Origin of the sequence: Stappia indica, from assembly GCF_009789575.1 — a bacterium.
GTDB lineage: Bacteria > Pseudomonadota > Alphaproteobacteria > Rhizobiales > Stappiaceae > Stappia > Stappia indica_A.
On sequence record NZ_CP046908.1, the window covers coordinates 241,973 to 263,106 of the forward strand.

22 protein-coding genes are annotated in these 21,134 nt (G+C 67.2%); 12 read left to right on the forward strand and 10 right to left on the reverse strand.

Annotated elements, in window-relative coordinates; all coding sequences use genetic code 11:
• Window positions 1-75: 75 nt before the first annotated feature.
• The 4 genes from GH266_RS01175 (at window position 76) to GH266_RS01190 (ending at window position 5,652) form a co-directional block, all read left to right on the forward strand.
• Window positions 76-651 (forward strand): hypothetical protein, encoded by a 576-nt coding sequence (locus GH266_RS01175; protein ID WP_158192265.1) that lies wholly within the window; start codon window positions 76-78, stop codon window positions 649-651.
• The gene (locus GH266_RS01180; RefSeq protein WP_158192266.1) at window positions 635-2,794 is read left to right on the forward strand and encodes a putative bifunctional diguanylate cyclase/phosphodiesterase; all 2,160 of its coding nucleotides are present in this window, start codon (window positions 635-637) and stop codon (window positions 2,792-2,794) included. Before GH266_RS01175 ends, GH266_RS01180 begins: the two co-directional genes overlap by 17 nt.
• Before the next feature lie 87 nt (window positions 2,795-2,881).
• Window positions 2,882-4,093 carry a lytic murein transglycosylase gene (locus GH266_RS01185; RefSeq protein ID WP_158192267.1) on the forward strand — a complete coding sequence of 404 codons (1,212 nt, stop codon included), beginning with the start codon at window positions 2,882-2,884 and terminating at the stop codon, window positions 4,091-4,093.
• A 149-nt stretch (window positions 4,094-4,242) separates the two neighbouring features.
• Complete coding sequence (locus tag GH266_RS01190) at window positions 4,243-5,652, forward strand: DUF1254 domain-containing protein (RefSeq protein ID WP_158192268.1); 1,410 nt, start codon at window positions 4,243-4,245, stop codon at window positions 5,650-5,652.
• 279 nt (window positions 5,653-5,931) lie between these two features.
• On the opposite strand, the gene GH266_RS01195 is transcribed toward GH266_RS01190, so the two are convergent.
• Complete coding sequence (locus GH266_RS01195; protein ID WP_158192269.1) at window positions 5,932-6,270, reverse strand: PilZ domain-containing protein; 339 nt, start codon at window positions 6,268-6,270, stop codon at window positions 5,932-5,934.
• 238 nt (window positions 6,271-6,508) lie between these two features.
• Between GH266_RS01195 and GH266_RS01200 the strand changes: the two genes are divergently transcribed.
• On the forward strand, window positions 6,509-6,961 hold the full coding sequence (locus GH266_RS01200) for a DUF4864 domain-containing protein (RefSeq protein WP_158192270.1): 453 nt from the start codon (window positions 6,509-6,511) through the stop codon (window positions 6,959-6,961).
• Window positions 6,962-7,071: 110 nt separating this feature from the next.
• Here the strand turns inward: GH266_RS01200 and tgt are convergent, their stop codons facing one another.
• Both tgt and queA read right to left on the reverse strand, forming a co-directional pair.
• Window positions 7,072-8,217, reverse strand: a complete 1,146-nt coding sequence (gene tgt, locus GH266_RS01205) for a tRNA guanosine(34) transglycosylase Tgt (RefSeq protein WP_158192271.1) — start codon at window positions 8,215-8,217, stop codon at window positions 7,072-7,074.
• Window positions 8,214-9,311: a tRNA preQ1(34) S-adenosylmethionine ribosyltransferase-isomerase QueA gene (gene queA, locus GH266_RS01210; RefSeq protein ID WP_158192272.1), complete on the reverse strand. Its 1,098-nt coding sequence runs from the start codon at window positions 9,309-9,311 to the stop codon at window positions 8,214-8,216. The genes tgt and queA overlap by 4 nt, the downstream gene beginning before the upstream one ends.
• A gap of 353 nt (window positions 9,312-9,664) precedes the next feature.
• Between queA and GH266_RS01215 the strand changes: the two genes are divergently transcribed.
• From GH266_RS01215 to GH266_RS01225, 3 genes are all read left to right on the forward strand, one after another.
• Window positions 9,665-9,814, forward strand: coding sequence for a DUF1127 domain-containing protein (locus GH266_RS01215; RefSeq protein ID WP_067215052.1), 150 nt, complete (start codon window positions 9,665-9,667; stop codon window positions 9,812-9,814).
• Between the two features lie 317 nt (window positions 9,815-10,131).
• A complete protein-coding gene (locus GH266_RS01220; protein ID WP_067333458.1) occupies window positions 10,132-10,284 on the forward strand; it encodes a DUF1127 domain-containing protein in 153 nt (50 codons plus the stop codon).
• Window positions 10,285-10,584: 300 nt separating this feature from the next.
• Window positions 10,585-10,734, forward strand: coding sequence for a DUF1127 domain-containing protein (locus GH266_RS01225; protein ID WP_158192273.1), 150 nt, complete (start codon window positions 10,585-10,587; stop codon window positions 10,732-10,734).
• A 1,197-nt stretch (window positions 10,735-11,931) separates the two neighbouring features.
• On the opposite strand, the gene glmU is transcribed toward GH266_RS01225, so the two are convergent.
• On the reverse strand, window positions 11,932-13,293 hold the full coding sequence (gene glmU, locus GH266_RS01230) for a bifunctional UDP-N-acetylglucosamine diphosphorylase/glucosamine-1-phosphate N-acetyltransferase GlmU (protein WP_158192274.1): 1,362 nt from the start codon (window positions 13,291-13,293) through the stop codon (window positions 11,932-11,934).
• Between the two features lie 182 nt (window positions 13,294-13,475).
• Between glmU and GH266_RS01235 the strand changes: the two genes are divergently transcribed.
• Complete coding sequence (locus tag GH266_RS01235; protein WP_158192275.1) at window positions 13,476-14,471, forward strand: SLAC1 anion channel family protein; 996 nt, start codon at window positions 13,476-13,478, stop codon at window positions 14,469-14,471.
• A gap of 24 nt (window positions 14,472-14,495) precedes the next feature.
• Here the strand turns inward: GH266_RS01235 and GH266_RS01240 are convergent, their stop codons facing one another.
• From GH266_RS01240 to GH266_RS01260, 5 genes are all read right to left on the reverse strand, one after another.
• Window positions 14,496-15,107, reverse strand: a complete 612-nt coding sequence (locus GH266_RS01240; RefSeq protein WP_158192276.1) for a pyridoxamine 5'-phosphate oxidase family protein — start codon at window positions 15,105-15,107, stop codon at window positions 14,496-14,498.
• Between the two features lie 964 nt (window positions 15,108-16,071).
• Complete coding sequence (locus GH266_RS01245; RefSeq protein ID WP_158195985.1) at window positions 16,072-16,509, reverse strand: peptidylprolyl isomerase; 438 nt, start codon at window positions 16,507-16,509, stop codon at window positions 16,072-16,074.
• Between the two features lie 87 nt (window positions 16,510-16,596).
• Window positions 16,597-17,139: a peptidylprolyl isomerase gene (locus GH266_RS01250; protein ID WP_158192277.1), complete on the reverse strand. Its 543-nt coding sequence runs from the start codon at window positions 17,137-17,139 to the stop codon at window positions 16,597-16,599.
• A 35-nt stretch (window positions 17,140-17,174) separates the two neighbouring features.
• Complete coding sequence (coaD, locus tag GH266_RS01255) at window positions 17,175-17,681, reverse strand: pantetheine-phosphate adenylyltransferase (protein ID WP_158192278.1); 507 nt, start codon at window positions 17,679-17,681, stop codon at window positions 17,175-17,177.
• Between the two features lie 70 nt (window positions 17,682-17,751).
• The gene (locus tag GH266_RS01260; protein WP_158192279.1) at window positions 17,752-18,342 is read right to left on the reverse strand and encodes a TetR/AcrR family transcriptional regulator; all 591 of its coding nucleotides are present in this window, start codon (window positions 18,340-18,342) and stop codon (window positions 17,752-17,754) included.
• A gap of 75 nt (window positions 18,343-18,417) precedes the next feature.
• Between GH266_RS01260 and bdcA the strand changes: the two genes are divergently transcribed.
• Complete coding sequence (bdcA, locus tag GH266_RS01265) at window positions 18,418-19,131, forward strand: SDR family oxidoreductase (RefSeq protein ID WP_158192280.1); 714 nt, start codon at window positions 18,418-18,420, stop codon at window positions 19,129-19,131.
• A gap of 80 nt (window positions 19,132-19,211) precedes the next feature.
• Here the strand turns inward: bdcA and GH266_RS23325 are convergent, their stop codons facing one another.
• The gene (locus GH266_RS23325; RefSeq protein WP_158192281.1) at window positions 19,212-19,772 is read right to left on the reverse strand and encodes a glyoxalase superfamily protein; all 561 of its coding nucleotides are present in this window, start codon (window positions 19,770-19,772) and stop codon (window positions 19,212-19,214) included.
• A gap of 287 nt (window positions 19,773-20,059) precedes the next feature.
• On the opposite strand from GH266_RS23325, the gene GH266_RS01275 reads away from it, so the two are divergent.
• Together GH266_RS01275 and GH266_RS01280 are read left to right on the forward strand one after the other, a co-directional pair.
• Window positions 20,060-20,569 carry a GNAT family N-acetyltransferase gene (locus tag GH266_RS01275; RefSeq protein WP_199270417.1) on the forward strand — a complete coding sequence of 170 codons (510 nt, stop codon included), beginning with the start codon at window positions 20,060-20,062 and terminating at the stop codon, window positions 20,567-20,569.
• A gap of 181 nt (window positions 20,570-20,750) precedes the next feature.
• Window positions 20,751-21,041, forward strand: a complete 291-nt coding sequence (locus GH266_RS01280) for a hypothetical protein (protein ID WP_158192282.1) — start codon at window positions 20,751-20,753, stop codon at window positions 21,039-21,041.
• Window positions 21,042-21,134 lie beyond the last annotated feature (93 nt).

The window sequence follows — 21,134 nt, forward strand, 5'->3', positions numbered from 1 at the left end:
TTGAAACAATTGCCTTAAAGGCGCTTTCACGACTCGCGGGTATCCGTTTCTGTTTGGGGGAGACCGGAGATGACGATGCCAGAATCCCTTCGCGCCCCTGCCGCTGCCCGCAATGCGGTCCGGATTGCGATTCTGGCTGCTTTCGCCGTCCTGCCGGGGGCGGCGCTTGCCGACAGCGACCCGCAGCAGCAGACGACGCTCGACGCGGCCGCCGCTCTTGCCGGGCGGGCTGCGGGATCTGATCTGGAGCGGGTCCGCGGCGACGTCGTGGAGCTGGCGGATCTCGCCCGCCGCCATATCGACGAGGCCGGTCTCGATGCCGCCTTGAAGGATTTCCTGTCGCCGCCCTGGACGCGCGAGGCCAACGGTCTGCACCTTTGGGGCGTCACCACCGACGGCGTCAGCTGGTTCGACACCGGCCACCCGGAGCTCGTCGGCATCGACGTGTCTAACATCACCGATATCGAGGGACGGTTCTGGACCCAGCTTGCCGAGGCCTCGGCAAGCGGCACGGGAGACAAGGTGTTCCTGCTTCTCTTCCCCCATCCCAGGACGGCCCGCTCGGCGGCGGGATATCACACGTGTTTCATGCTGGACGACGACGAGCGGATCCTGTGTGCAGGGGCATTCGAAGATGCGCCGACCGGATAGCCTGATCGGGCGCCTGCGGTTTTCCAACTGGCCGGTCACGGCAAAGGTGATGGCCGCGCCGCTGGTCAGCCTGATCGCGCTGGCCGCGATGACGGTGCTTGCCTGGCAGGCATTGACCACGCAGCGCGTGGCCATCATCACCAACCTGTCCCGGCTGGAGGCGGTGCTCGACCGCGCCTACGAGGTCTCGCATCACCTGGCGAGCGTCGAGGCCAATCTCTACAAGCTCTCCATGTGGAGCGAGATCGGCGTGCGCGGGGCCGAGCTTGAAGGGACGCTGCGGTCCATCAATTACGGCCTCGAGCGGGCAGCGACCGACATCGCGATGCTGGAAGGCGCGGAGCTCGAGGGCGTCGACAAGCTCCGCGAGGCGTTCGGCATCTATCGCCAGAACACCTCGCAGGCGGTGCTGCTGATCCTGCGCAACGCCACGCTCGGCGCCGTCGCCACCCGCGGCGGCCACAAGACCTATGCCGAGGTGGAGGCCCAGGCCCAAGCCCTCGGCAGCAACGCGTCCGAGCAGTTTCGCCAGGCGACCGAAGAGGCCGCGGCGACGTCCGACCGGTTGATCCGCAACTTCGTCATCCTGTCGCTGCTGGGAGCCTTCGTCGCCGTTGCCGCCAGCATCGCCGCCTCGCGCGCGATCATCCGGCCGGTGACCGGTCTGGTGCGGACCATCCGGGCACTGCTGCAAGGAGACCTTGCGACACCCGTCCCCCACACGGCCCGGCGCGACGAGATCGGCAGCATTGCCGTCTCGGTGCAGGAGCTGCAGCGCGCCTTGGTCAGCAACCGCGAGCTGGCGCAGGAGCGCGAGCAGAAGCAGGCGGAGCTGGAGTTCATCGCCGCCCATGACGGGCTGACCGGCGTTGCCAACCGCAAGGCCTTCGACGCCTATCTCGACAAGGCGGCACAGGCGGTCGGTCCCGACGGCGAGCTGATCTTCCTGCTGGTCGATCTCGACAGTTTCAAGCCGATCAACGACGCCTACGGCCACGAGGCCGGCGATACGGTGCTGAAGGTGCTGGCGCAGCGCTACCGCAACCTGGTGCGCCCCGGCGACATGGTCGCGCGCCTCGGCGGCGACGAATTCGCCATCGTCATCGTGTCGCAGGAGGGCAGCCGCGATCCGGAGCACTTCGCCAAGCGCGTGCTGGAGGCGACGGTCAATCCGGTGCGCCATGGCCCGCGCGAGCTCAGGGTCGGCGCCAGCATCGGCGTTGCCGGCAGCCAGTCCGTGCCGGGCGGCGCGCAGGCGCTGATGGGTGCGGCCGACCGGGCGATGTATGTCGCCAAGCAGGAAAAGCGCCCCTCCTACGCGGTCTATTCGCCGCAGATGGCGCCGCAGCGCTACGGGCTGGAGGACAAGGAGGAGATCGAGCGGGCCCTGCGCGAGGGCGAGTTCGTGCTGCATTACCAGCCCAAGGTCGCGCTCGCCGACAACGGCCATGCCGGCTTCGAGGCGCTGGCCCGCTGGCGCCATCCCCAGCGCGGACTGCTGACGCCCGACAAGTTCCTGCCCCGGATCGACAGTTTCGGCCTGCAGGCCGACTTCACCATGCAGATGGCCCGCCAGGCGGTTGCCGATCTCAAGCGCTTTGGCGAGCTCGGCCTCGACAGCGGCGGCGTGTCGCTGAACCTGGAGGAATCCATGCTCGCCACCCGCAGCGGCATGGACGAGCTGCGCCGGCTGGTGATGGAGAACCAGCCGCTCGCCCGTCTGATCACGCTGGAGATCACCGAGGACGTGTTCATCGCTCGCGCCGCGGAGACGATCCGCGACAATGTCGACATGCTCGCGGCCCTCGGCATCCGCATCTCGATGGACGATTTCGGCACCGGCTACGGCTCGTTCAAGCACCTGCGCGAATTCACCATCCACGAGTTGAAGATCGACTGCGAGTTCGTCCACGGCATCGGTCGCGACCGCTCGGCCGAGGTGATCATCGACGGCTTCCTGGCGATCGCCTCCGGCCTCGGCGCCGTCGTGGTGGCGGAAGGGATCGAGACACGCGCCCAGGCCCGCTACCTGCTTCAGCGCGGCTGCCAGTTCGGCCAGGGCTTCCTGTTCTGCCGTCCCATCCCCTTCGAGGCGGCGGTGGAGTATCTCAACGAGCAGCAAACCCGTTCCTGCGCGGGCTGAGCGGATTTTTGCCGCCGCGCACTTGTTTGTGCGCCGTCGGTTCCCGCAAACTCGCCGGGCGACTCGTCCAGCCGAAAGGGCCCGCCGATGATCTGCCGCCTTCCCCGCCCCTCACTTTCCCGCCTTTCCCTTGCCGCCGCCTGCGCTGCCGCGCTGCTTTCTGCCGCGCCCGCCATGGCCAACACGCCGTGCGGCGGCGACTTCGGCGCGTTTCTGAACGGCGTCGCCGACGAGGCCCGCACCAAGGGGCTGCCGGATGCGGCGATCCGCAAGACGCTGGGCGGCGCGCAGATCGACAGGACGGTGCTCTCGCGCGACCGCGCGCAAGGCGTCTTCAAGCAGGATTTCCTGACCTTCTCCAAGCGCTCGGTCAGCGGCTACCGGCTGAAGCACGGCGCCGGCAACATGAAGAAGTTCGCCAGGACCTTCGCCCGCGCCGAGGCCGACTACGGCGTGCCCGCCCCGGTGATCACCGCCTTCTGGGCGCTGGAGACGGATTTCGGCGCCGTCCAGGGCGACTTCAACACGGTGAACGCGCTGGCGACGCTCGCCCATGACTGCCGGCGGCCCCAGCTCTTCCGCCCGCAGCTTCTCGCCGCCATCGAGATGGTCGCCCATGGCGACCTCGACCCGGCCCGCACCACCGGCGCCTGGGCCGGCGAGATCGGCCAGGTGCAGATGCTGCCCGAGGACATCATCCGCTTCGGCAAGGACGGCGACGGCGACAACCATGTCGACCTGAAGAACAGCGCGCCGGACACGATCCTCACCGCCGCCGGCTTCATCAAGAGCCTCGGCTGGCGCGCCGGCGAGCCCTGGCTGACCGAGGTGAAGCTGCCCGCCAGCCTGCCCTGGGAAAAGACCGGCCTCAACTTCGACACCACCGTCGGCGAATGGGCCAGGGCCGGCGTCACCGCCCGCGAGGGCCGCCTGCCTGCGGCGAACCTTCCCGCCGCCCTCTTGATGCCGCAGGGCCACAAGGGCCCGGCCTTCCTCGCCTACCCGAATTTCCGCGTCTATCTGGAGTGGAACCAGTCGTTCATCTACACGACGACCGCCGCCTATCTGGCAACGCGGCTCGCCGGCGCATCCCGCTACGATCCGGGCAATCCGGAGCCCGGCCTGTCGGACGCGCAGATGCGGCAGTTGCAGGAAAAGCTTGCCGCAAGGGGCCACGACGTCGGCAAGATCGACGGCATCCTGGGCGCCGGCACCCGTGCGGCGGTGCGGGCCGAACAGCTGCGCCTCGGCCTCCCCGCGGACGGCTGGCCTACACCTGCGCTTCTGGCGCGTTTCTAACGCGGTGGATTTCGATCCCGGCGACAAGGTTGCTCGGCCGCTTTGAGCCCGGAGCAGACAAGCAAACTTTCTACAATGATCCACATCAACACGTGAAAAGAAAACTGAGATTACCCTCAACACATTCAGCGCTGTAAAACGAGGGGACAATGAAGATAACCCGCCGCAGATTTACGCAGGTCGCCAGCTCCGCCATTGCGTTCACAGCCGCAGGGGTAATCGGACTTCCCGCTCGGGCCGCCATTACCGTTTCCCCCGAAGTGGCCCGCGCCATCGCGAAGGAGGCCTATATCTATGGCTTCCCCATGGTGGATTGCTACCGCATCATGTGGGCTTACTTCGTCAATGAGAAGAGCAGGGAATACAAGGGACCGCCGAACGGTCTGTACAGCGAGGCCAACGTCTACACACCTGCCGACACGGCCGTGCAGACCCCCAACTCGGACACGCCGTATTCCTTTTGCTGGCTTGATTTGCGAGCCGAACCGATTGTACTGACCTTGCCGAAGATCGAAGCGAAACGCTACTACTCGGTTCAGTTGGTCGACTCCTACACGTATAACTTCGATTATCTTGGCACCCGTGCAACCGGAAATGACGGTGGCAGCTTTCTGATCGCCGGTCCGGGCTGGAAGGGCGAGACGCCAGAAGGCATCGCCAAAGTCATTCAGGCCGAGACGGACTTCGTGCTGGCGATCTACCGCACACAACTGTTTGGCCCGAAGGACATCGACAAGGTCCGCGCGATTCAAGCGGAATACAAGCTCGCACCGCTTTCCGCCTTTGCGGGAACTCCGGCCCCGGCCGCCGCGACGCCCGTGAACTTCGCAACACCTCTGTCTGCCGCCGATGAACGGACCTCGCTTGAACTGTTCAATCTGCTGTCCTTCATACTTCAGTACGTCCCGGTTCTTCCCGATGAAAAGGATCTGCGGGACCGCTTTGCCCAGATCGGCATCGTTCCGGGCGAAAAGATCGACATCGCCTCCTTGTCGAGCAAAATGGCTGAGGCGCTGAAGGCTGGAATGGTCGACGGGCAGGCAGAGATTGACGCGCGCCGAAAGACAACTGAGACTTCGGAGAACCTGTTCGGGACACGGGCTTTCATCAATGGTGACTATGTGAACCGTGCAGTGGGCGCCCAGATGGGAATTCTCGGGAATTCAAAGGAAGAGGCCTACTATGGCCTTTTCGGAGAAGCGGCGGATGGCAAGCCGCTCTCGGGCGAGACTAGCTATGTGATGCGATTTGAAAAGGGTCAGCTTCCGCCCGCGAAAGCGTTCTGGTCGATTACCATGTACGACCTGCCGCAGCAGTTTCTCGTGGCCAACCCGATTGACCGTTATCTGGTCAACTCCCCCATGGTTCCTGATCTGGTGACGGAGGCCGACGGCAGCATATCGATCTACCTCTCGGCAACGAAACCCGAAGGAGCTAAGGCCAAGAACTGGCTGCCCGCACCGAAGGGTCCCTACATGGCGGTGCTGCGGGTCTACTATCCAGAGGCGTCCGTGCTCGATGGCACATGGAAGCAGCCGGAAGTGCAACTCGCGAACTGATACACATGCGCGTCTCGATCGGTCAGGCTTGGAGAGCAGCTCAACCAGATCCGCCGACATTACAGGCCCGGGCGTTATTCGCCCGGGCTTTTATTGTTTGTGTGATGTCAGCTAAGGACGTGGAGCGTTGATGGCCTGCCGGACGCAGAGAACCGCTCCGAGCGGCAGCGCGCGACGCGGCCGTCCGAGTTCCACAACAGGCCTACGCGGTTAAATGAACCGCGATAGAGGTGGCGCCGAAAGCGGACATCGGTCTTCCATCATTTATGAGTTCACGACCTAGCCGATCTCGATCTGGTCGTTCGACGACGGCGTGTCGGCCATCTTGCCGTCCGGCTTTTCCTCGCCCGTCTTCTTGTGCAGGAAGCGGATGCCGGCCTCGTCGCCGTTCATCCAGACGAGCTCGGCCTCGACCTTGATGGCGCGCTTGGGAAACTCGAAGACGAACCGCTTGCTGAGCGCCGAGTGGCCCTTCATGCGTACGCGGCAGCCGGTGATGCTGAGATCCTCGACAAGGCAGGAGATCGACACGCCCCGGTCGACGATGATCGCCGGGATGGTGCAGGAGGCTCTCGGGGCGGAGCGGATTTCCCCGCGCACAGTCGGCTTGTGGCGCATGTGTCAACTCGCGGGCACGCCGGCGGCAATTTCCGGCAGTCGGGCAATTGTCTGACGATTGTTAGCTGCCCTTGTCTGAACGGGAGGTAAAGATCCTGCCTTTGCGCTGTCTGCGGCATCCGGCGGGCGCTTGCTTGCGTAAGGTCAGGCAGTGGCGGTGTTCGCGGGCCAGATCCTGCGAGATCCGCCTGTCCCGCCTCCGCCGGCGCGGCGGAAGGCCAACCAGCCGGAGGCCGTCATGCCGCTTGCCGCCCTGCCCCGCTTCACGCCGAACCTGTCGTTCCCGTCCTGGCTTTGCGCCGCGCTGCTTGCGCTTGGCGTCCTTGCCGCGCCGGCCCGCGCCGATGACGCCGCCTCCCTGCGTGCCCTGGTCGAGGGCCAGATCGCCGCGATGCGCGCGGGCGATGCCACGGCGGCCTATGGCTATGCCGCCCCGGCGATCCGGCAGATGTTCCCCTCGCCGGACCGGTTCATGCAGATGGTGAAGCGCGGATATGCCCCGGTCGTCGCGCCGCGCTCGGTGACGTTCGGCCGGTTGCGCGAGACCTCGCGCGGTCCCGTGCAGGAGGTCTTCCTCACCGACAGCGGCGGCACCGACTGGCTGGCGCTCTACACGTTCGAGCAACAGGGCGACGGAAGCTGGAAGATCGCCGGCTGCGTGCTGACCAAGAGCCCCGGCGCCTCGGCCTGAGGCATCAGGTCGCCGAAGTCTAAATCCAACGGCGCCAGGTCGCCTCTCTGTTAGTCGAGCGGCGCCAAATCGCCTCTTTGCTAGTCCAGCGGCGCCAGGTCGCCTCTCTGTCAGTCGAGCGGCGCCAGGTCGCCGCGGGCCCAATCCTCGCGCGTCTTCGCCCGGAAGTCCTCGAACCGGCCGTCCTCGATCGCCGCGCGCATCTCGCGCATCAATGTCTGGTAGTAGGCGAGATTGGTCCAGGTCAGCAGCATGGCGGCCAGCCCCTCGCCGGCCTTCACCAGATGGTGCAGATAGGCGCGCGAATAGTCCCGCGCCGCCGGGCAGTCCGAGGCCTCGTCCAGCGGGCGCGGATCGTCCGCATGGCGGGCGTTCTTCAGGTTCACCTTGCCGTAGCGCGTATAGGCGAGGCCATGGCGGCCGGCACGCGTCGGCATCACGCAGTCGAACTGGTCGATGCCGCGCGCAACGCTCTCCAGGATGTCTTCCGGCGTGCCGACGCCCATCAGGTAGCGCGGCTTGTCCACGGGCATTGCCGGCGTCGTCACCTCCAGCATCGCCAGCATCACGTCCTGCGGCTCGCCGACCGCCAGCCCGCCGACGGAATAGCCCTCGAACGGCATCTCCCCCAGTGCCTGCGCCGAGGCAATCCGCAGGTCCGGCACGTCGCCGCCCTGCACGATGCCGTAGAGCGCCTGGCCGCGCCCCGGCCCGCCCATCGTCTCGAACTGCGCGCGCGAACGCTCGGCCCAGCGGAGCGACAGGCGCATGGCGCGCTCCACGTCCTCGCGCGGCGCCGGCAGCGCGATGCACTCGTCGAGCTGCATCTGGATGTCGGAGCCGAGCAGCTGCTGGATCTCGACCGAGCGCTCCGGCGTCATCACATGGCGCGAGCCGTCGATATGGCTCTGGAAGGTGACGCCATCCTCGGTCAGCTTGCGCAGCTGCGCCAGCGACATCACCTGGAAGCCGCCGGAATCGGTGAGGATCGTGTGCGGCCAGTTCATGAAGGTGTGCAGCCCGCCGAGCCGGGCGATGCGCTCGGCGCCCGGCCGCAGCATCAGGTGATAGGTGTTGCCCAGCACCACGTCGGCGCCCAGCTCCCGCACCTGGTCAGGATACATCGCCTTCACGGTCGCCTGCGTCCCCACCGGCATGAAGGCCGGCGTTGCGACCCGCCCGTGCGGCGTGACGATCTCGCCGCGCCGGGCCATGCCGTCGGTCGCGAGAAGGCGGAAGGAAAAGGGCGCGGTCATGCAGGATCCTTGGGGAAGAGAAGCGAGCCATCGCCATAGGAATAGAAGCGATAGCCGGTCGCGATGGCATGGGCATAGGCCGCGCGCATCGTGTCGAGGCCCGACAGCGCCGACACCAGCATGAACAGGGTCGAGCGCGGCAGGTGGAAATTGGTCATCAACGCGTCGATGGCCCGGAACCGGTAGCCCGGCGTGATGAAGATCGAGGTCTCGCCGGCAAAGGGCGCCAGGCCCTCCTCGCCCTGCGCCGCGCTTTCCAGGATGCGCAGCGAGGTGGTGCCGATGGCGACGACCTTGTTGCCGCGCGCCCGCACGGCGCGCAGGGCGGCGACCGTCTCAGTGCTCACCTCGCCCCATTCGGCATGCATGCGGTGCTCGTCGGTGTCGTCCGCCTTGACGGGAAGGAACGTGCCCGCCCCCACATGCAGCGTCACCCGGTGCCGCTCGATGCCGCGCGCGTCCAGCGCCGCCAGCAACTCGTCGGTGAAGTGCAGCCCGGCGGTCGGCGCGGCGACGGCCCCGTCCTTTTCCGCAAAGATCGTCTGGTAGTCCTGCCGGTCCTGCTCGTCCTCGCCGCGCTTGGCCGCAATATACGGCGGCAGCGGGATATGGCCGACGGCGGCGATGGCCTCGTCCAGCATCGGGCCGGAGAGGTCGAAGGCGAGCAGCACTTCGCCCGTGTCGCGCTTTTCCGCGACCGTCGCGTCCAGCGTGCCCAGCAGGCAGGCCTTGCCTTCCCCCCCGGACTGCACGCCGAACTGCACGCGGTCGCCGACGACCAGCTTCTTGGCAGGGCGCACGAAGGCCCACCAGCGGTCCTCGCCTGCGCGCAGGTGCAGCGTCGCACCGATCCGCGCCACCGCCTCGCCGCGCGTGCGGGTGCCTTCCAGCTGCGCCGGGATCACCCGCGTGTCGTTGAAGACCAGCGCATCGCCCGGCTCCAGCAGCATGGGCAGGTCGCGCACGCCGCGATCGTCCAGCACCGGCTCGCCATTCGGGCGCACCACCAGCAGGCGCGCGGCATCGCGCGGTCGGGCCGGACGCAGCGCAATGCGCTCCGGCGGCAGCTCGAAGTCGAAATCGTCGACGCGCATGGCCTTGCAAAAACCCGGTGAAAGATGGCGTTGGTACAGGGTTTCGGCTCATATCCCTCCCCTGCCGCGCGGTCAACCGCGCGCCCTCTCCACCCGGCCTGGGCAGCGCTTTTCCCTTCGGGAACCGGACGGCGTCCGGCGCGTTCTGCAGGGGACCCGGATTCGGAGCGCCCTTGCGACAATGCGGATGCGGGCGCAACTATTTTGCGATGCACAATCTGCATGGCTGCCGTGCACAATCTGCGCTTTTTTTCGGGGGGTGAAAAAAGTATCTCTTGGTCATCGGATCGGAGCGCTGACGCGGGATGACCCAAGCAGCCAACTCCCGCACAGATCGTGCATATGAGGATGCCATGTTCGACTCTCTCGCCCGCAAGTACCGCAGCTGGCGTACGTACCAGACCACCGTTTCCGAGCTGTCGCGGCTCTCGACCCGCGAGCTCAACGATCTCGGCATCGCCCGCGGCGACATTCGCTTCGTCGCCCGTCGCGCCAGCCGTTAACAGTTCACGTTCAAGGAGATAGACCTCCTCCCCTGTCTCCTGACGTGTTGCCGACGGGATATCCTCCTCCCAATCCCGTTCGGACATTGCGACGCCCGCCGGTACCTCCTCCCACCGGCGGGCGTTCGCATTTTTTGCGTGCATGCCGCAAGGCCGGGCGACCCCGGCGAAAGCCGCAAGGCGGGCATGCGAAAATAGCGCCTCACAAACGGCGCGAAGCACTCCATATGAGTGCCACCGAACGATGACGCAGCGCAGCATAGCGTGCGAAGAGCGGCCGCTTCGGGAGCAATAAGAAGAACATCACGGAGTTGGAAATGTTCACGACCCTCGCTCGCAAGTACCGCAACTGGCGTGCCTACAACAGCACCGTCACCGAGCTTTCTCGCCTGACCCCGCGCGAGCTTGACGATCTCGGCATCTCGCGTGGCGAGATCCCGGCCGTCGCTCGCCGTGCGGTGATCGGCTAACCAATCACGGACCGGGGCGCGACCCTCCTCCCACGCGCCCCAGATCGTGCACCGACGGGTCTTCTCCTCCCGGACCCGTCAGGCAAAAGCGCCGCCCGCCGGTTTCCTCCTCCCGACCGGCGGGCGGACGCGGCCCCCGCAAGACGGGGACCGACAGGGAGCGGGCCGGCGACAGCCGCCACACAGGAACACCACATCGCCGGGCAGAGGCACCAACGGACCAGCGCAAGAACGCGCGGCGTCCGGCAGGCAGCCCGTCCGGTTCGACCACCCCCGGTTTCGCACTCAAGGACAACGACCATGATCAACACGCTCATCCGCAAGTACAATTCCTGGCAGCAGTACCGTCGCACCTATGACGAGCTGTCCCGCCTCTCCAATCGCGAGCTCAGCGACCTGGGCATCGGCCGCGGCGATATCGACTACATCGCCCGCAGCAACCATCGCTAAGCGCTCGCTCCGCCTCGCGGGGGCACCGCAGCCGAAAACGCCGTCCCATTCGGGGCGGCGTTTTCATTTAAGTCGCTGAAATACCTGATCTTTCAAATTTTTATGCTGCTCTGCACAAAAAGCGGGGCTGATATGCAAGATCGTCTCTTTAAATAGACGCGGGACTCGCCCATATCAGGGGCAACGGAGCCAAGCGATCCTCCTCCCACGCTTCGCTCCCGTTCAGGCCGGTGTTCCTCCTCCCTCACCGGCCCTCCAAAACGACGCCCACCGGATCCTCCTCCCACCGGTGGGCGTTCGTTTTTGGACCTGGCCCTTTCCCCCGACATCTCTTCGCATGCACTGCCGCTCCGGCGCGAGCTCCCTTGCGCGGACCTCTCCCTGCGTCTTCCCGGGCAAGGCGAAGCCGGAGGTCCGGGGTGACCTCGGTGGGGATGCGAGATTGTGCCTTTCGCGCGGACGCTGTCGTGGGCGCAGACCAGCCACCCTCCCAGGACGTCATCCCGGCCAAGCGCAGCGCAGAGCCGGGATCCATTGGCAACCCCGGCAGTCGCGGACTTTCAAAGCGCCAGCCTCCCTCTCTGTTCGTCATCAACTCAGATCGTTGAGGTGGTCTCTCAGTCCGGCAGTGAAGACGACGACGATCTTTCGCAACTCGGCGAGGAAAGCACGTCGTCCGCCTCACCCAAAGGCTGTCGTCCCGGTTTCGGCGAAGCCGAAGACCGGGAACCAGTACCCCCGAACGGTTCGGGCGAGGCCTCAGCGCTGCCGCAGGAACGCCGGTGGTGGCTAGCTTCGCGCTGCCATCAGCCCCGGCGGATACTGGACGCCTGCCTGCGCAGGCGTGACAGCGGAGGGTGGAACGAGTGCCGCCCGCCTCACGTCCGCTCTGGAAACCAATAGACCCCGGATCTCGCTCCGCTCGTCCGGGGCGACGACAGAGGGTGGGGCGAGGCCGTGCCTCCTACTCGGACGTCATCCCGGCCAAGCGCAGCGCAGAGCCGGGATCCATTGGCAACCCCGGCAATCGCCAGCGTTCGCGGGGCCAGCCACCCTCTCCGCCCGTCTTCCCGGCCGCTACGGTGACGGGCGACTTTGCGCAGGACTCGCTTTCGTCTTCCCGGGCGAGCATCGCACGCCCCGGGATGACGAAGAGAGGATTGCGTACAGAAGAGGACAAACGCAACGGGCGCGCCCCTACGCGCCTGTCTTCTCGGCCTTGGCGCGGGCGAAGCGCGCCTTCAGCTGCGCGCCGCGCCCTTCCTTCACCACCTGCCGCGCCCGGCCCAGCGACAACGCATCGGCCGGCACGTTCTCGGTGACGACGCCGCCGGCCGCCAGATACGCCCCGTCGCCGATGGTGACCGGCGCCACCAGGGTCGAGTTCGACCCGACGAACGCGCCCGCGCCGATATCCGTGTGGTGCTTCAGGAAGCCGTCATAGTTGCAGGTGATGGTGCCGGCGCCGATATTGGCGCCCGCCCCCACCCGCGCATCGCCGATATAGGTGAGGTGGTTGACCTTGGCCCCGGTCTCGACCCGGGCATTCTTGATCTCCACGAAATTGCCGATATGCGCGCCGGCGCCGATCTCCGCGCCGGGCCGCAGCCGCGCGTAAGGCCCGAGCGTTGCGCCCTCCGCGACCCGCGCGTCCTCCAGATGCGAGAAGGCGCGGATCGTCACCCCGTCGCCGACCTCGACGCCGGGACCGAACACCACGTTCGGCTCCACCACCACGTCGCGGCCGAGCCGCGTGTCATGGGAAAAATGCACGGTCTCCGGTGCCACCAGCGTCGCGCCGCCCTCCATCGCGGCGATCCGCGCCTGGCGCTGGTAGTCGGCCTCCACCCGGGCCAGTTGCACCCGCGTGTTGATGCCCTGCACCTCCCACTCGTCGGCCCGCTCGGTGACGACCGAAAGACCCAGCTCGGCGGCGATTTCCACCGCGTCGGTCAGGTAGTATTCGCCCTTGGCATTGGCATTGCCGATCCGCTGGACGATCCCGGCAAAGCGCGTGCCGCGAAAGCCCATGATGCCGGAATTGCAGAAGCGCACGGCCCGCTCGGCCTCGCTCGCGTCCCGTTCCTCGCGGATCGCCAGCAGCCGGTCGCCCTCCGTCAGCAACCGGCCGTAGCCGGTCGGATCCTGCGCCTCGAAACCGAGCACCACCACGTCGGCGCCCTCGTCCAGCCTTGCGCAGACCCGCGCCAGCGTTTGCGGCGAGACCAGCGGCGTGTCGCCGAACAGCACCAGCACCTGGTCGGGCAGATCGCGCCAGGCGGGCTCGGCGGCGCGCGCCGCGTGGGCGGTGCCCAGCCGGTCCTGCTGCACATGGCACTGCGCGTCAGGTGCCCGGCGTGCCACCTCGGCGACCAGCTCCGGCATGTCGGGCCCCACCACCACGGACACCCGGCCGATCCCGGCCGCATCGACCGCCTTCAGCACATGGCCGACCAGCGACAGCCCGGCGACCTGGTGCATCACCTTGGGCCGGTCGGACTTCATCCTTGTGCCGAGGCCGGCGGCCAGGACGATGGCAAGGCGGGACGTGGACGGCATTGCAAACCTCTCGCATGAGTTCCGGCGGGCCAGTCATCGGAATCCGGCGCCCGTCCGTCAAGTCGTTGCACCGGCCTGCCCGGCACTTTGTCGCAGGAAACACGAGAACGGATGTTGGCGAAAGCCGGCGCGGACGGATATTCAGGTATCCGAATAGGTTTTCACACTCGGGCGGGCGGAACATGAACACAGCGACGGCATCAGTCCAGGCCGGGGCGGCAGACGAACCCTGGCTGCGGCATTTCCCGATCACCTTCTTCGCGGTGGTGATGGGTCTTGCCGGCCTGTCGCTGGCGACCCGCCGCATGGAGGTCGCGCTGTTCGGCGCGCCCGGCACGGCCAGCTTCGCGCTGACGCTCGTCACCGCCGCTACCTTCTGCGTCATCGCCGCGGTCTATCTCGCCAAGACGCTGCGCCACACGGATGCGATGAAGGCGGAGTGGAACCACCCCGTGCGCATCGCCTTCTTCCCGGCGATCACCATCGGCGTGCTGCTGGTCTGCTCCGGCATCCTGCCGCGCGCGCACGGCCTCGTCGAGGCGGTGTGGATGGTCGCGACGGCCGCGCATCTCGTCATCATTCTCGGCGTCGTTTCCGCCTGGATCAGCCACCGCACCTTCGAACAGGCGCATCTGACGCCGGCCTGGTTCATTCCCGCCGTCGGCAACGTGCTGGTGCCGGTCGCCGGCGTCGATCTCGGCTATGTCGAGATCTCGTGGTTCTTCTTCTCCGTCGGCATGCTGTTCTGGCTGATCTTCCTGACGCTGGTGTTCAACCGGCTGATCTTCCACAACCCGATCGCCGAGCGCCTGTTGCCGACGCTGGTCATCCTGATCGCACCGCCTTCGGTCGGCTTCGTCGCGTGGATGCTGCTGAACGGCGGCCAGGTCGATGCCTTCGCCCGCGTCCTCTATTACAGCGCGCTGATGTTCGTGCTGGTGACGCTGACCCAGGTCGGGCGCCTGTTGCGCCTGCCCTTCTCCATGGCCTGGTGGGCCTATTCCTTCCCGCTCGCCGCCTTCACCATCGCCTCGGCGCTGTTTGCCGAATCGACGGGCGCCGCCTTCCAGCGCACCCTCTCCTTCATCGCCTATGGCGTTCTGTGGGCAGTGATCGCGATGCTGGTCGTCAAGACCTTCGCCGCGATGCGGCGCAACGAGATCTGCCGCCCGGAGTAAGGAAGGTGAGGCCTGCGCCTCACCTCACCACAGCGTCTTGCGCGCCCGCTCCGGCCATTCGCGGTCATAGGCCTCGCCGCCGACCGTCGCCTCGCTCAAGGCGGACAGGATCGCGCCGGGCGTCGGCAACCCGCTTGCCGCCTCCTGCGCGTCCCGCTCCCACAGCCGCGAACGCACGATGGCCCTTGCGCACTGGAAGTAGACCTTCTCCACCTCGATCAGGATCACGCTGCGCGGCGCCTTGCCGTCCACGGCAAAGTCTTCCAGCAGCTGCGGATCGGCGCTGATCGTCGCCCTTCCGTTGAGGCGCAGCGTCGTGCCGCTGCCGGGAATGAGAAAGAGCAGCGCCACGCGCGGGTCGCGCACGATATTGCGCAGCGAATCGATGCGGTCGTTGCCGCGCCTGTCGGGCAGCGCCACGCGCTTCGCATCCAGGATGCGCACCACCTCGCCCCGGTCGCCGCGCGGCGAGCAGTCCAGCCCCTCCGGCCCGGCGGTCGCCAGCGCCACGAAGGGCGAGGCCTTGATCAGGGCGGCATACTCGTCGCTGATCCAGTCGATCTCCTTGACCGTCGAGGCCGCCCCCGGCGTGCCATAGAGCGCTTCCAGCTGCTCCACCGTGGTGATCGTCGTCATGCGCCTCTAACTCCTTGTTCCCGTCGGCCTTCTGCTCCCGGTCGGGCCCGGCCGCGCGCAAGCTAGCAGCGGGAAGGTGCGGGCGAAAGAGCAGTCGGCCGGGCAGTGGACACGGGCAGCCCGTTCCCCCCTCCCTGTCCCGGACGGCGCGGGCCACGACAGGCAGGCCGAGCCCCACGGAACTCTCTCCCCCCTTGAGGGGGAGATGTCGGCGAAGCCGACAGAGGGGGGTAAGCAGCGCCCACGATGGAGCGCAGCCCTCTCCTTTCGTCCTCCCGGACGGCGCGCAGCACCGAGCCGGGACCGGAGAGCCGAGGGCCTATGGGGCACGCTCCTGAAAGATGCCACGGCCGCCGTGCCTCTCCGGTTCCGGGTCGCGGCTTCGCCTTGCCCGGAATGACGACCGAGGGGTTGGTGTGCAAGGCGGAAACGACCCGCCGCCCCGCCACCTCGCCCTCCGGCTGTCGTCCCGGTTTCGGCGCAGCCGAAGACCGGGATCCAGTAACCCCGAACGCTCCCGATCGAGGCCGCTGAGCCCGCCGCCGGGTGACCGTTGCTCTCGCACGACCACACGCGCCGGCGGATACTGGATGCCTGCCTTCGCAGGCATGACAGCGGAGAGAATGGCCGCGGCCTCCCGCCTCGTATCTGCCCGCGTCCTCCCGGACGGCGCGGGCCACGACAGGTAGGCAGAGCCCCACGGAACTCTCTCCCCCCTTGAGGGGGAGATGTCGGCGAAGCCGACAGAGGGGGGTAAGCAGCGCCCACGATGGAGCGCGCCCCTCTCCTTTCGTCCTCCCGGACGGCGCGCAGCGCCGAGCCGGGACCGGAGAGCCGAGGGCCTATGGGGCACGCTCCCGAACGATGGGCCGCAAAGAACGCCACGCGCAACGAAAAAGGGGCAGGCGCCGCATGGCCCCTGCCCCTTTGGTTCGTCGTGTCCGCTCCAATGCGCGGGCGCGCGTTACGCGATGTCGGCCGCGACCTTCATCGAGACGATCTTGTCCGGATTGACCACCGGCTCGCCGCGCTTGATCTTGTCGACATTGTCCATGCCCTCGATCACTTCGCCCCAGACCGTGTACTGGCGGTCGAGGAAGCGGGCGTCGGTGAAGCAGATGAAGAACTGGCTGTCGCCGGAATTCGGGTCCTGGGCGCGGGCCATCGAGCAGGTGCCGCGCACATGCGGCTCGGCGTTGAACTCGGCGCGCAGCTTCTTGCCCGAACCGCCGGTGCCGGTGCCGCGCGGGCAGCCGGTCTGGGCCATGAAGCCCTCGATCACGCGGTGGAAGACGATGCCGTCGTAAAAGCCCTCGCGCGCCAGCTCCTTGATGCGCGCGACGTGGTTCGGCGCAAGGTCCGGGCGCATGTTGATGACGACCTGGCCCTGGGTGGTTTCCATAACCAGCGTGTTTTCTGCATCCTTGTATTCGGCCACCCTCGGTCTCCTTCGTATGTTCGTGGAATCTGTGTCGAGCTGTTCGTAGCGTCAGTTGGCGTCGGCGGCAACGCGCATGCGCACGATCTTGTCCGGGTTCTGCACCGGCTCGCCGCGCTTGATGGTGTCGACGTGCTCCATGCCCTCGACCACCTCGCCGAACACCGTGTACTGGCCGTTCAGCCAGTCGCCGTCGGCGAACATGATGAAGAACTGCGAGTTGGCGCTGTCCGGGCTCTGCGAGCGGGCCATGCCGAGCGTGCCGCGGCGGAACGGCTCGGACGAGAATTCCGCCTTCAGGTCCGGCAGGTCTGAACCGCCCATGCCGGTGCCGGTCGGGTCGCCCGTCTGGGCCATGAAGCCGTCGATCACCCGGTGGAAGACGATGCCGTCATAGAAACCCTTGCTCGCCAGCTCCTTGATGCGCGCGACATGGTTCGGCGCAAGGTCGGGCCGCAGGCGGATCACCACCTGCCCGTCCTTCAGGTCGAGCAGCAGCGTGTTTTCGGGGTCGGTCGACTGGGCGCCGGCCGGCGACAGGCCGATAACGGCGGCAAGGAGAAGCGCGGAAAAGAACGAAGCAAGGCGTGCCATGGAAGGAAAGTCTCCCGCAACGGGGGTTGGAACTGTCAGCGCGGGGCCGCCAGCCGCTCGGCCAGGCGTTCCGCGACATGAGCCGGAACGAAATGGCGGACATCGCCGCCCATCTTGGCGATCTGCCTGACCAGCGTGGCGGTGATGTGGCGGACTTCCGGAGAGGCCGGCAGGAACACCGTCTGCACGTTCGGCTCCAGCGAGCGGTTCATGCCCGCCATCTGCATCTCGTAGTCGAGGTCGGTTCCGTCGCGCAGCCCCCGCACCAGGAAGGCGGCGCCGTTGCGCCGGGCCGTCTCGATGACCAGGTCGTCGAAGGAGATCACCTCGATGCGCCCCGCATCGGCCGCGCCGAAGGCATCGCGCGCGACGCGGGCGATCATCGCCACCCGCTCCTCGAAGCTGAACATCGGCGACTTGCCGGGATGGACGCCGATGGCGACGACCACCTTGTCGGCAAGGTCGAGCGCGTGGCGCAGGATGTCGACATGGCCGTTGGTGACGGGGTCGAAAGAGCCGGGATAGAGCGCGGTGCGTGTCATGCCGCCGATGTACAGGGCGAGCCGCTTTCAGGCAAGCGGGACGAAGGGGCGAAGCCCCATGCGCGCGCCTTCACCCGGCAAGGTCCTGCATGACGGCCCGGCCGGCGAGCCGGGCGACGGCGAGCAGCCGCTCCAGGTCGTGCCCGTCGCGCGCCCTGGCCGAAAGGCCGGCCATCACGGTGGAGACGAAATCGGTCACCCGCTCCGCCTTGTCCGGATGGCGCGCGGCAACGTAGCGGCGCACCGTGTCTTCGGCGGCTGTATAAAAGACGCGGGCCGCCTCGCGCGCCTCCGCGTCGTTGCAGCGGATCCCTTCCAGAACCAGGCACCCGGCAGCCGCCGGATCGGCCGCATAGCGGCGCGCCGCCTCCTCGATGAGAGCCGCAAGGCTCTCGCCGACCGGACGGCCGGGGCTCAGGATCTCGTCGAAGGGAATGGCCGCCGTTGCCGAGTAGCGCTCCAGCGCGCGCGCATAAAGGCCTGCCTTGTTGCCGAAGGCGGCATAGAAGCTCGGCGGGTTGATGCCGAGCGCCTCGGTGACGTCCGCAACGCTCACGGCATCGTAGCCGCGGGCGCGGAACATCTGCTGCGCGGTCGCGACCGCCTCCTCGGGATCGAAGCGGCGCGGGCGGCCGCGCGGGCGGGATATATTTTTAGTCATCGCTATAAAAATCCTTGAACAGCCCTTCCATAGCCTTATGTAGCGTCCACTACGTTAATACTCAAGGAGGGCCAGATGGCCGACTTTCAGGGAAAATCCGTCCTCGTGCTCGGCGGCAGCCGCGGGATCGGGGCAGCGATCGTCAGACGGTTCGCGGCAGAGGGGGCGAACGTGACCTTCACCTATGCCGGGTCGAAGGAGGCAGCGCACAAGCTGGCGGCCGAGACCGGCGCTACGGCGGTCATGACGGACAGTGCCGACCGGGATGCGGTGATCGCCCGGGTCCGCGACAGCGGGCCGCTCGCCGTGCTGGTGGTGAATGCCGGCGTCGCCGTCTTCGGCGACGCGCTGGAGCAGGATCCCGACGCCATCGACCGGCTGTTCCGGATCAATGTCCAGACCCCCTACCACGCCTCCGTCGAGGCGGCGCGGCAGATGCCGCAGGACGGCCGGATCATCGTGATCGGCTCCGTCAACGGCGACCGCATGCCCGTCCCCGGCATGGCCTCCTACGCGCTCAGCAAGTCGGCGCTGCAGGGCCTGGCCCGCGGGCTGGCGCGCGATTTCGGGCCGCGCGGCATCACCGTGAACATCGTGCAGCCGGGCCCCATCGACACCGATGCGAACCCCGCCGACGGGCCGATGAAGGAGCTGATGCACAGCTTCATGACCATCAAGCGCCACGGCAGGCCGGAAGAGGTCGCCGGCATGGTCGCCTGGCTCGCCGGCCCCGAGGCCGGCTTCGTCACCGGGGCGATGCACACGATCGACGGCGGCTTCGGCGCCTGACGGGCGGAAGGCCCGGCGCAAAAAGCGCGGGGGCAGGCGTCTGCCCGCCCCGCGCCTCGCGAGCCGAGCTGGCTACTCCGTCAGCTCCCCGTGAGTTCCATGAAGCGGATGCGGTTGCTGAACGGGTCGGTGACCTGCAGCTCGAGCCGCCCTCCCTGGTCCTCCAGCCCCGGCTTCATGTAGCGGTAGTCCTTGGCCTGCAGCTCCCGGTGCAGGTCTCGGATGCCGGGCATGTAGACGCACATGTTGCCGCCGGGCGTCGCGTCGCCGGCATGTTCCGACAGGTGCAGCCGCAGTCCGGAGCGCGAGATCTGCATATAGAGCGGAAAATTATCGCCGTAGCGGTGCTCCCAGTCGAGGGAGAAGCCGAGAAAGCCGAAATAGAACTCGCTCGCCTTGGCGACGTCGAAGATGCGCACGATCGGCACTGCCTGCTCAAGGCGGAGGCTCTCGCGGCTCTCGGCCGCCTCGCCCCCACCTTCGCCCTCCCCGATCTTCGCGGCCAGCACGTTCCAGTTGGCAAGGCCGAACTGGCGGGCGACGATTTCCAGTGCTTCGCTGTGGGTGATGGTCAGGTTTTTCTCGGCAAGAGCCTCGCGCATGGCCTTGGCCATGAGCTTCGAATGGCGATGGTCGCGCATGTCCGTTTCCTCGTCACGGCGAAGTCCTCGTCAGCACCCGCATTACCGACGCCTTCGCCCGACGGTTGAACGGTCAGGACGCATCGCTTCGGAGGCATTCGCCATGCCCCGCCATATTCACGGCGGGGTGCGGGCTGCCGGCTGCCTCCGGCCATGGCGCAGGATAGCGCGCGGCCCCGCCCCTGTCAGCCGGCGAGTGGCAGGCCGTAAGTCTCGGCACCCCTCCTTGCACGCGGCGCCTCCGCCGGTAAAACGGTGGAAGCCCAACCGGACAGCGAGACGAGACCTTGCCGATCCTGCCGACGTTCCGCACCGCCCGCCTCACCATAAGGCCGCGAACCCTCGCCGATCTGGACGCCTGCCTGGCCATGGACCGCGATCCCGAGGTGATCAGGTTCGTGCCCAAACCCTGGACCGATCCCGCCGGCCACGCGGCTTTCGTGCGCGGGCGGATGCAGGCCGATTACGGGCCGGGCCTCGGCTACTGGTCGGTGTTTGCGCATGACCGGCCGGAGCATTTCCTCGGCTGGATCCTGCTGATCCCCTGTGACGGCATCGGGCCGGAGATCGAGATCGGCTGGCGCTTCCTGCGCGAGACCTGGGGCAAGGGCTATGCGACCGAGGCGGCGCAGCCCGTCCTCGACCATGCGATGGACACGCTGGCGCTCGACCGTGTCGTCGCGGAAATCGATCCCAACAACGCAGGCTCGATCAAGGTCGCCCGCAAGCTCGGCATGACCGACGAAGGCCTGATCCACAAGGACGGCGCGACCTGGCACGCCTTCGCGATGCGGTAATGGCGGCGCAAACCAAGGCAAGGCAGCGCGACTTCGAATCCTCTCAGCCCGTGGCCACGTCGTTTCCCCGCCGGCGCCATTGTTTTGTAATTGTTGCCGTAAAGTCACTCACTGCGAATTTATTTAAGTCGCGCCGCTTTTCTGCTAGACTGTTGCTCATAAGCAAAAGGAGGCGCAGGACATGCGTGGCATTGCAGCTTTGGGCCTTGGCGGCCTTGCCGCCATTGCCATATCCGTTGCCGTCGGAGGCCTGACACTCGGCACCGCGGATCAGATCAACACCGCGAAGAAGGGCGACCGCATGGCGCGCACGGTGCAGGTCGCCTGTGCCGCCGGCACCATGCAGGACGTGGCACCGGGCTGCGCGGATCTTGCCCGCAGCGTCGATCCCGCCTCCGCGCCCGCCTGGCACACCATCGCCACGAGCGACGGCGCCACCACCGTTCTCGCGCGCGCCCGCGTTTCGGAGTGATCCGATCGTCCTGACCTCGGACCTCTCCCGGCACGGCGCGGCGCGCAAGCCTCGCGTCCTGCCCGCAGCAGCGTGACGGCGGGTTCCCCGCCT

Coding starts and splice junctions, on each gene's coding strand:
- GH266_RS23325 (WP_158192281.1), bottom strand. CDS start 19,772: ATGCGCGACCATCGCCATTCGAAGCTCATGGCCAAGGCCATGCGCGAG.
- GH266_RS01190 (WP_158192268.1), top strand. CDS start 4,243: ATGAAGATAACCCGCCGCAGATTTACGCAGGTCGCCAGCTCCGCCATT.
- tgt (WP_158192271.1), bottom strand. CDS start 8,217: ATGACCGCGCCCTTTTCCTTCCGCCTTCTCGCGACCGACGGCATGGCC.
- GH266_RS01225 (WP_158192273.1), top strand. CDS start 10,585: ATGATCAACACGCTCATCCGCAAGTACAATTCCTGGCAGCAGTACCGT.
- GH266_RS01245 (WP_158195985.1), bottom strand. CDS start 16,509: ATGGAAACCACCCAGGGCCAGGTCGTCATCAACATGCGCCCGGACCTT.
- GH266_RS01240 (WP_158192276.1), bottom strand. CDS start 15,107: ATGACGACGATCACCACGGTGGAGCAGCTGGAAGCGCTCTATGGCACG.
- GH266_RS01260 (WP_158192279.1), bottom strand. CDS start 18,342: ATGACTAAAAATATATCCCGCCCGCGCGGCCGCCCGCGCCGCTTCGAT.
- GH266_RS01200 (WP_158192270.1), top strand. CDS start 6,509: ATGCCGCTTGCCGCCCTGCCCCGCTTCACGCCGAACCTGTCGTTCCCG.
- GH266_RS01215 (WP_067215052.1), top strand. CDS start 9,665: ATGTTCGACTCTCTCGCCCGCAAGTACCGCAGCTGGCGTACGTACCAG.
- GH266_RS01195 (WP_158192269.1), bottom strand. CDS start 6,270: ATGCGCCACAAGCCGACTGTGCGCGGGGAAATCCGCTCCGCCCCGAGA.
- GH266_RS01235 (WP_158192275.1), top strand. CDS start 13,476: ATGAACACAGCGACGGCATCAGTCCAGGCCGGGGCGGCAGACGAACCC.
- GH266_RS01220 (WP_067333458.1), top strand. CDS start 10,132: ATGTTCACGACCCTCGCTCGCAAGTACCGCAACTGGCGTGCCTACAAC.
- coaD (WP_158192278.1), bottom strand. CDS start 17,681: ATGACACGCACCGCGCTCTATCCCGGCTCTTTCGACCCCGTCACCAAC.
- GH266_RS01250 (WP_158192277.1), bottom strand. CDS start 17,139: ATGGCACGCCTTGCTTCGTTCTTTTCCGCGCTTCTCCTTGCCGCCGTT.
- GH266_RS01180 (WP_158192266.1), top strand. CDS start 635: ATGCGCCGACCGGATAGCCTGATCGGGCGCCTGCGGTTTTCCAACTGG.
- GH266_RS01280 (WP_158192282.1), top strand. CDS start 20,751: ATGCGTGGCATTGCAGCTTTGGGCCTTGGCGGCCTTGCCGCCATTGCC.
- queA (WP_158192272.1), bottom strand. CDS start 9,311: ATGCGCGTCGACGATTTCGACTTCGAGCTGCCGCCGGAGCGCATTGCG.
- GH266_RS01185 (WP_158192267.1), top strand. CDS start 2,882: ATGATCTGCCGCCTTCCCCGCCCCTCACTTTCCCGCCTTTCCCTTGCC.
- glmU (WP_158192274.1), bottom strand. CDS start 13,293: ATGCCGTCCACGTCCCGCCTTGCCATCGTCCTGGCCGCCGGCCTCGGC.
- bdcA (WP_158192280.1), top strand. CDS start 18,418: ATGGCCGACTTTCAGGGAAAATCCGTCCTCGTGCTCGGCGGCAGCCGC.
- GH266_RS01175 (WP_158192265.1), top strand. CDS start 76: ATGCCAGAATCCCTTCGCGCCCCTGCCGCTGCCCGCAATGCGGTCCGG.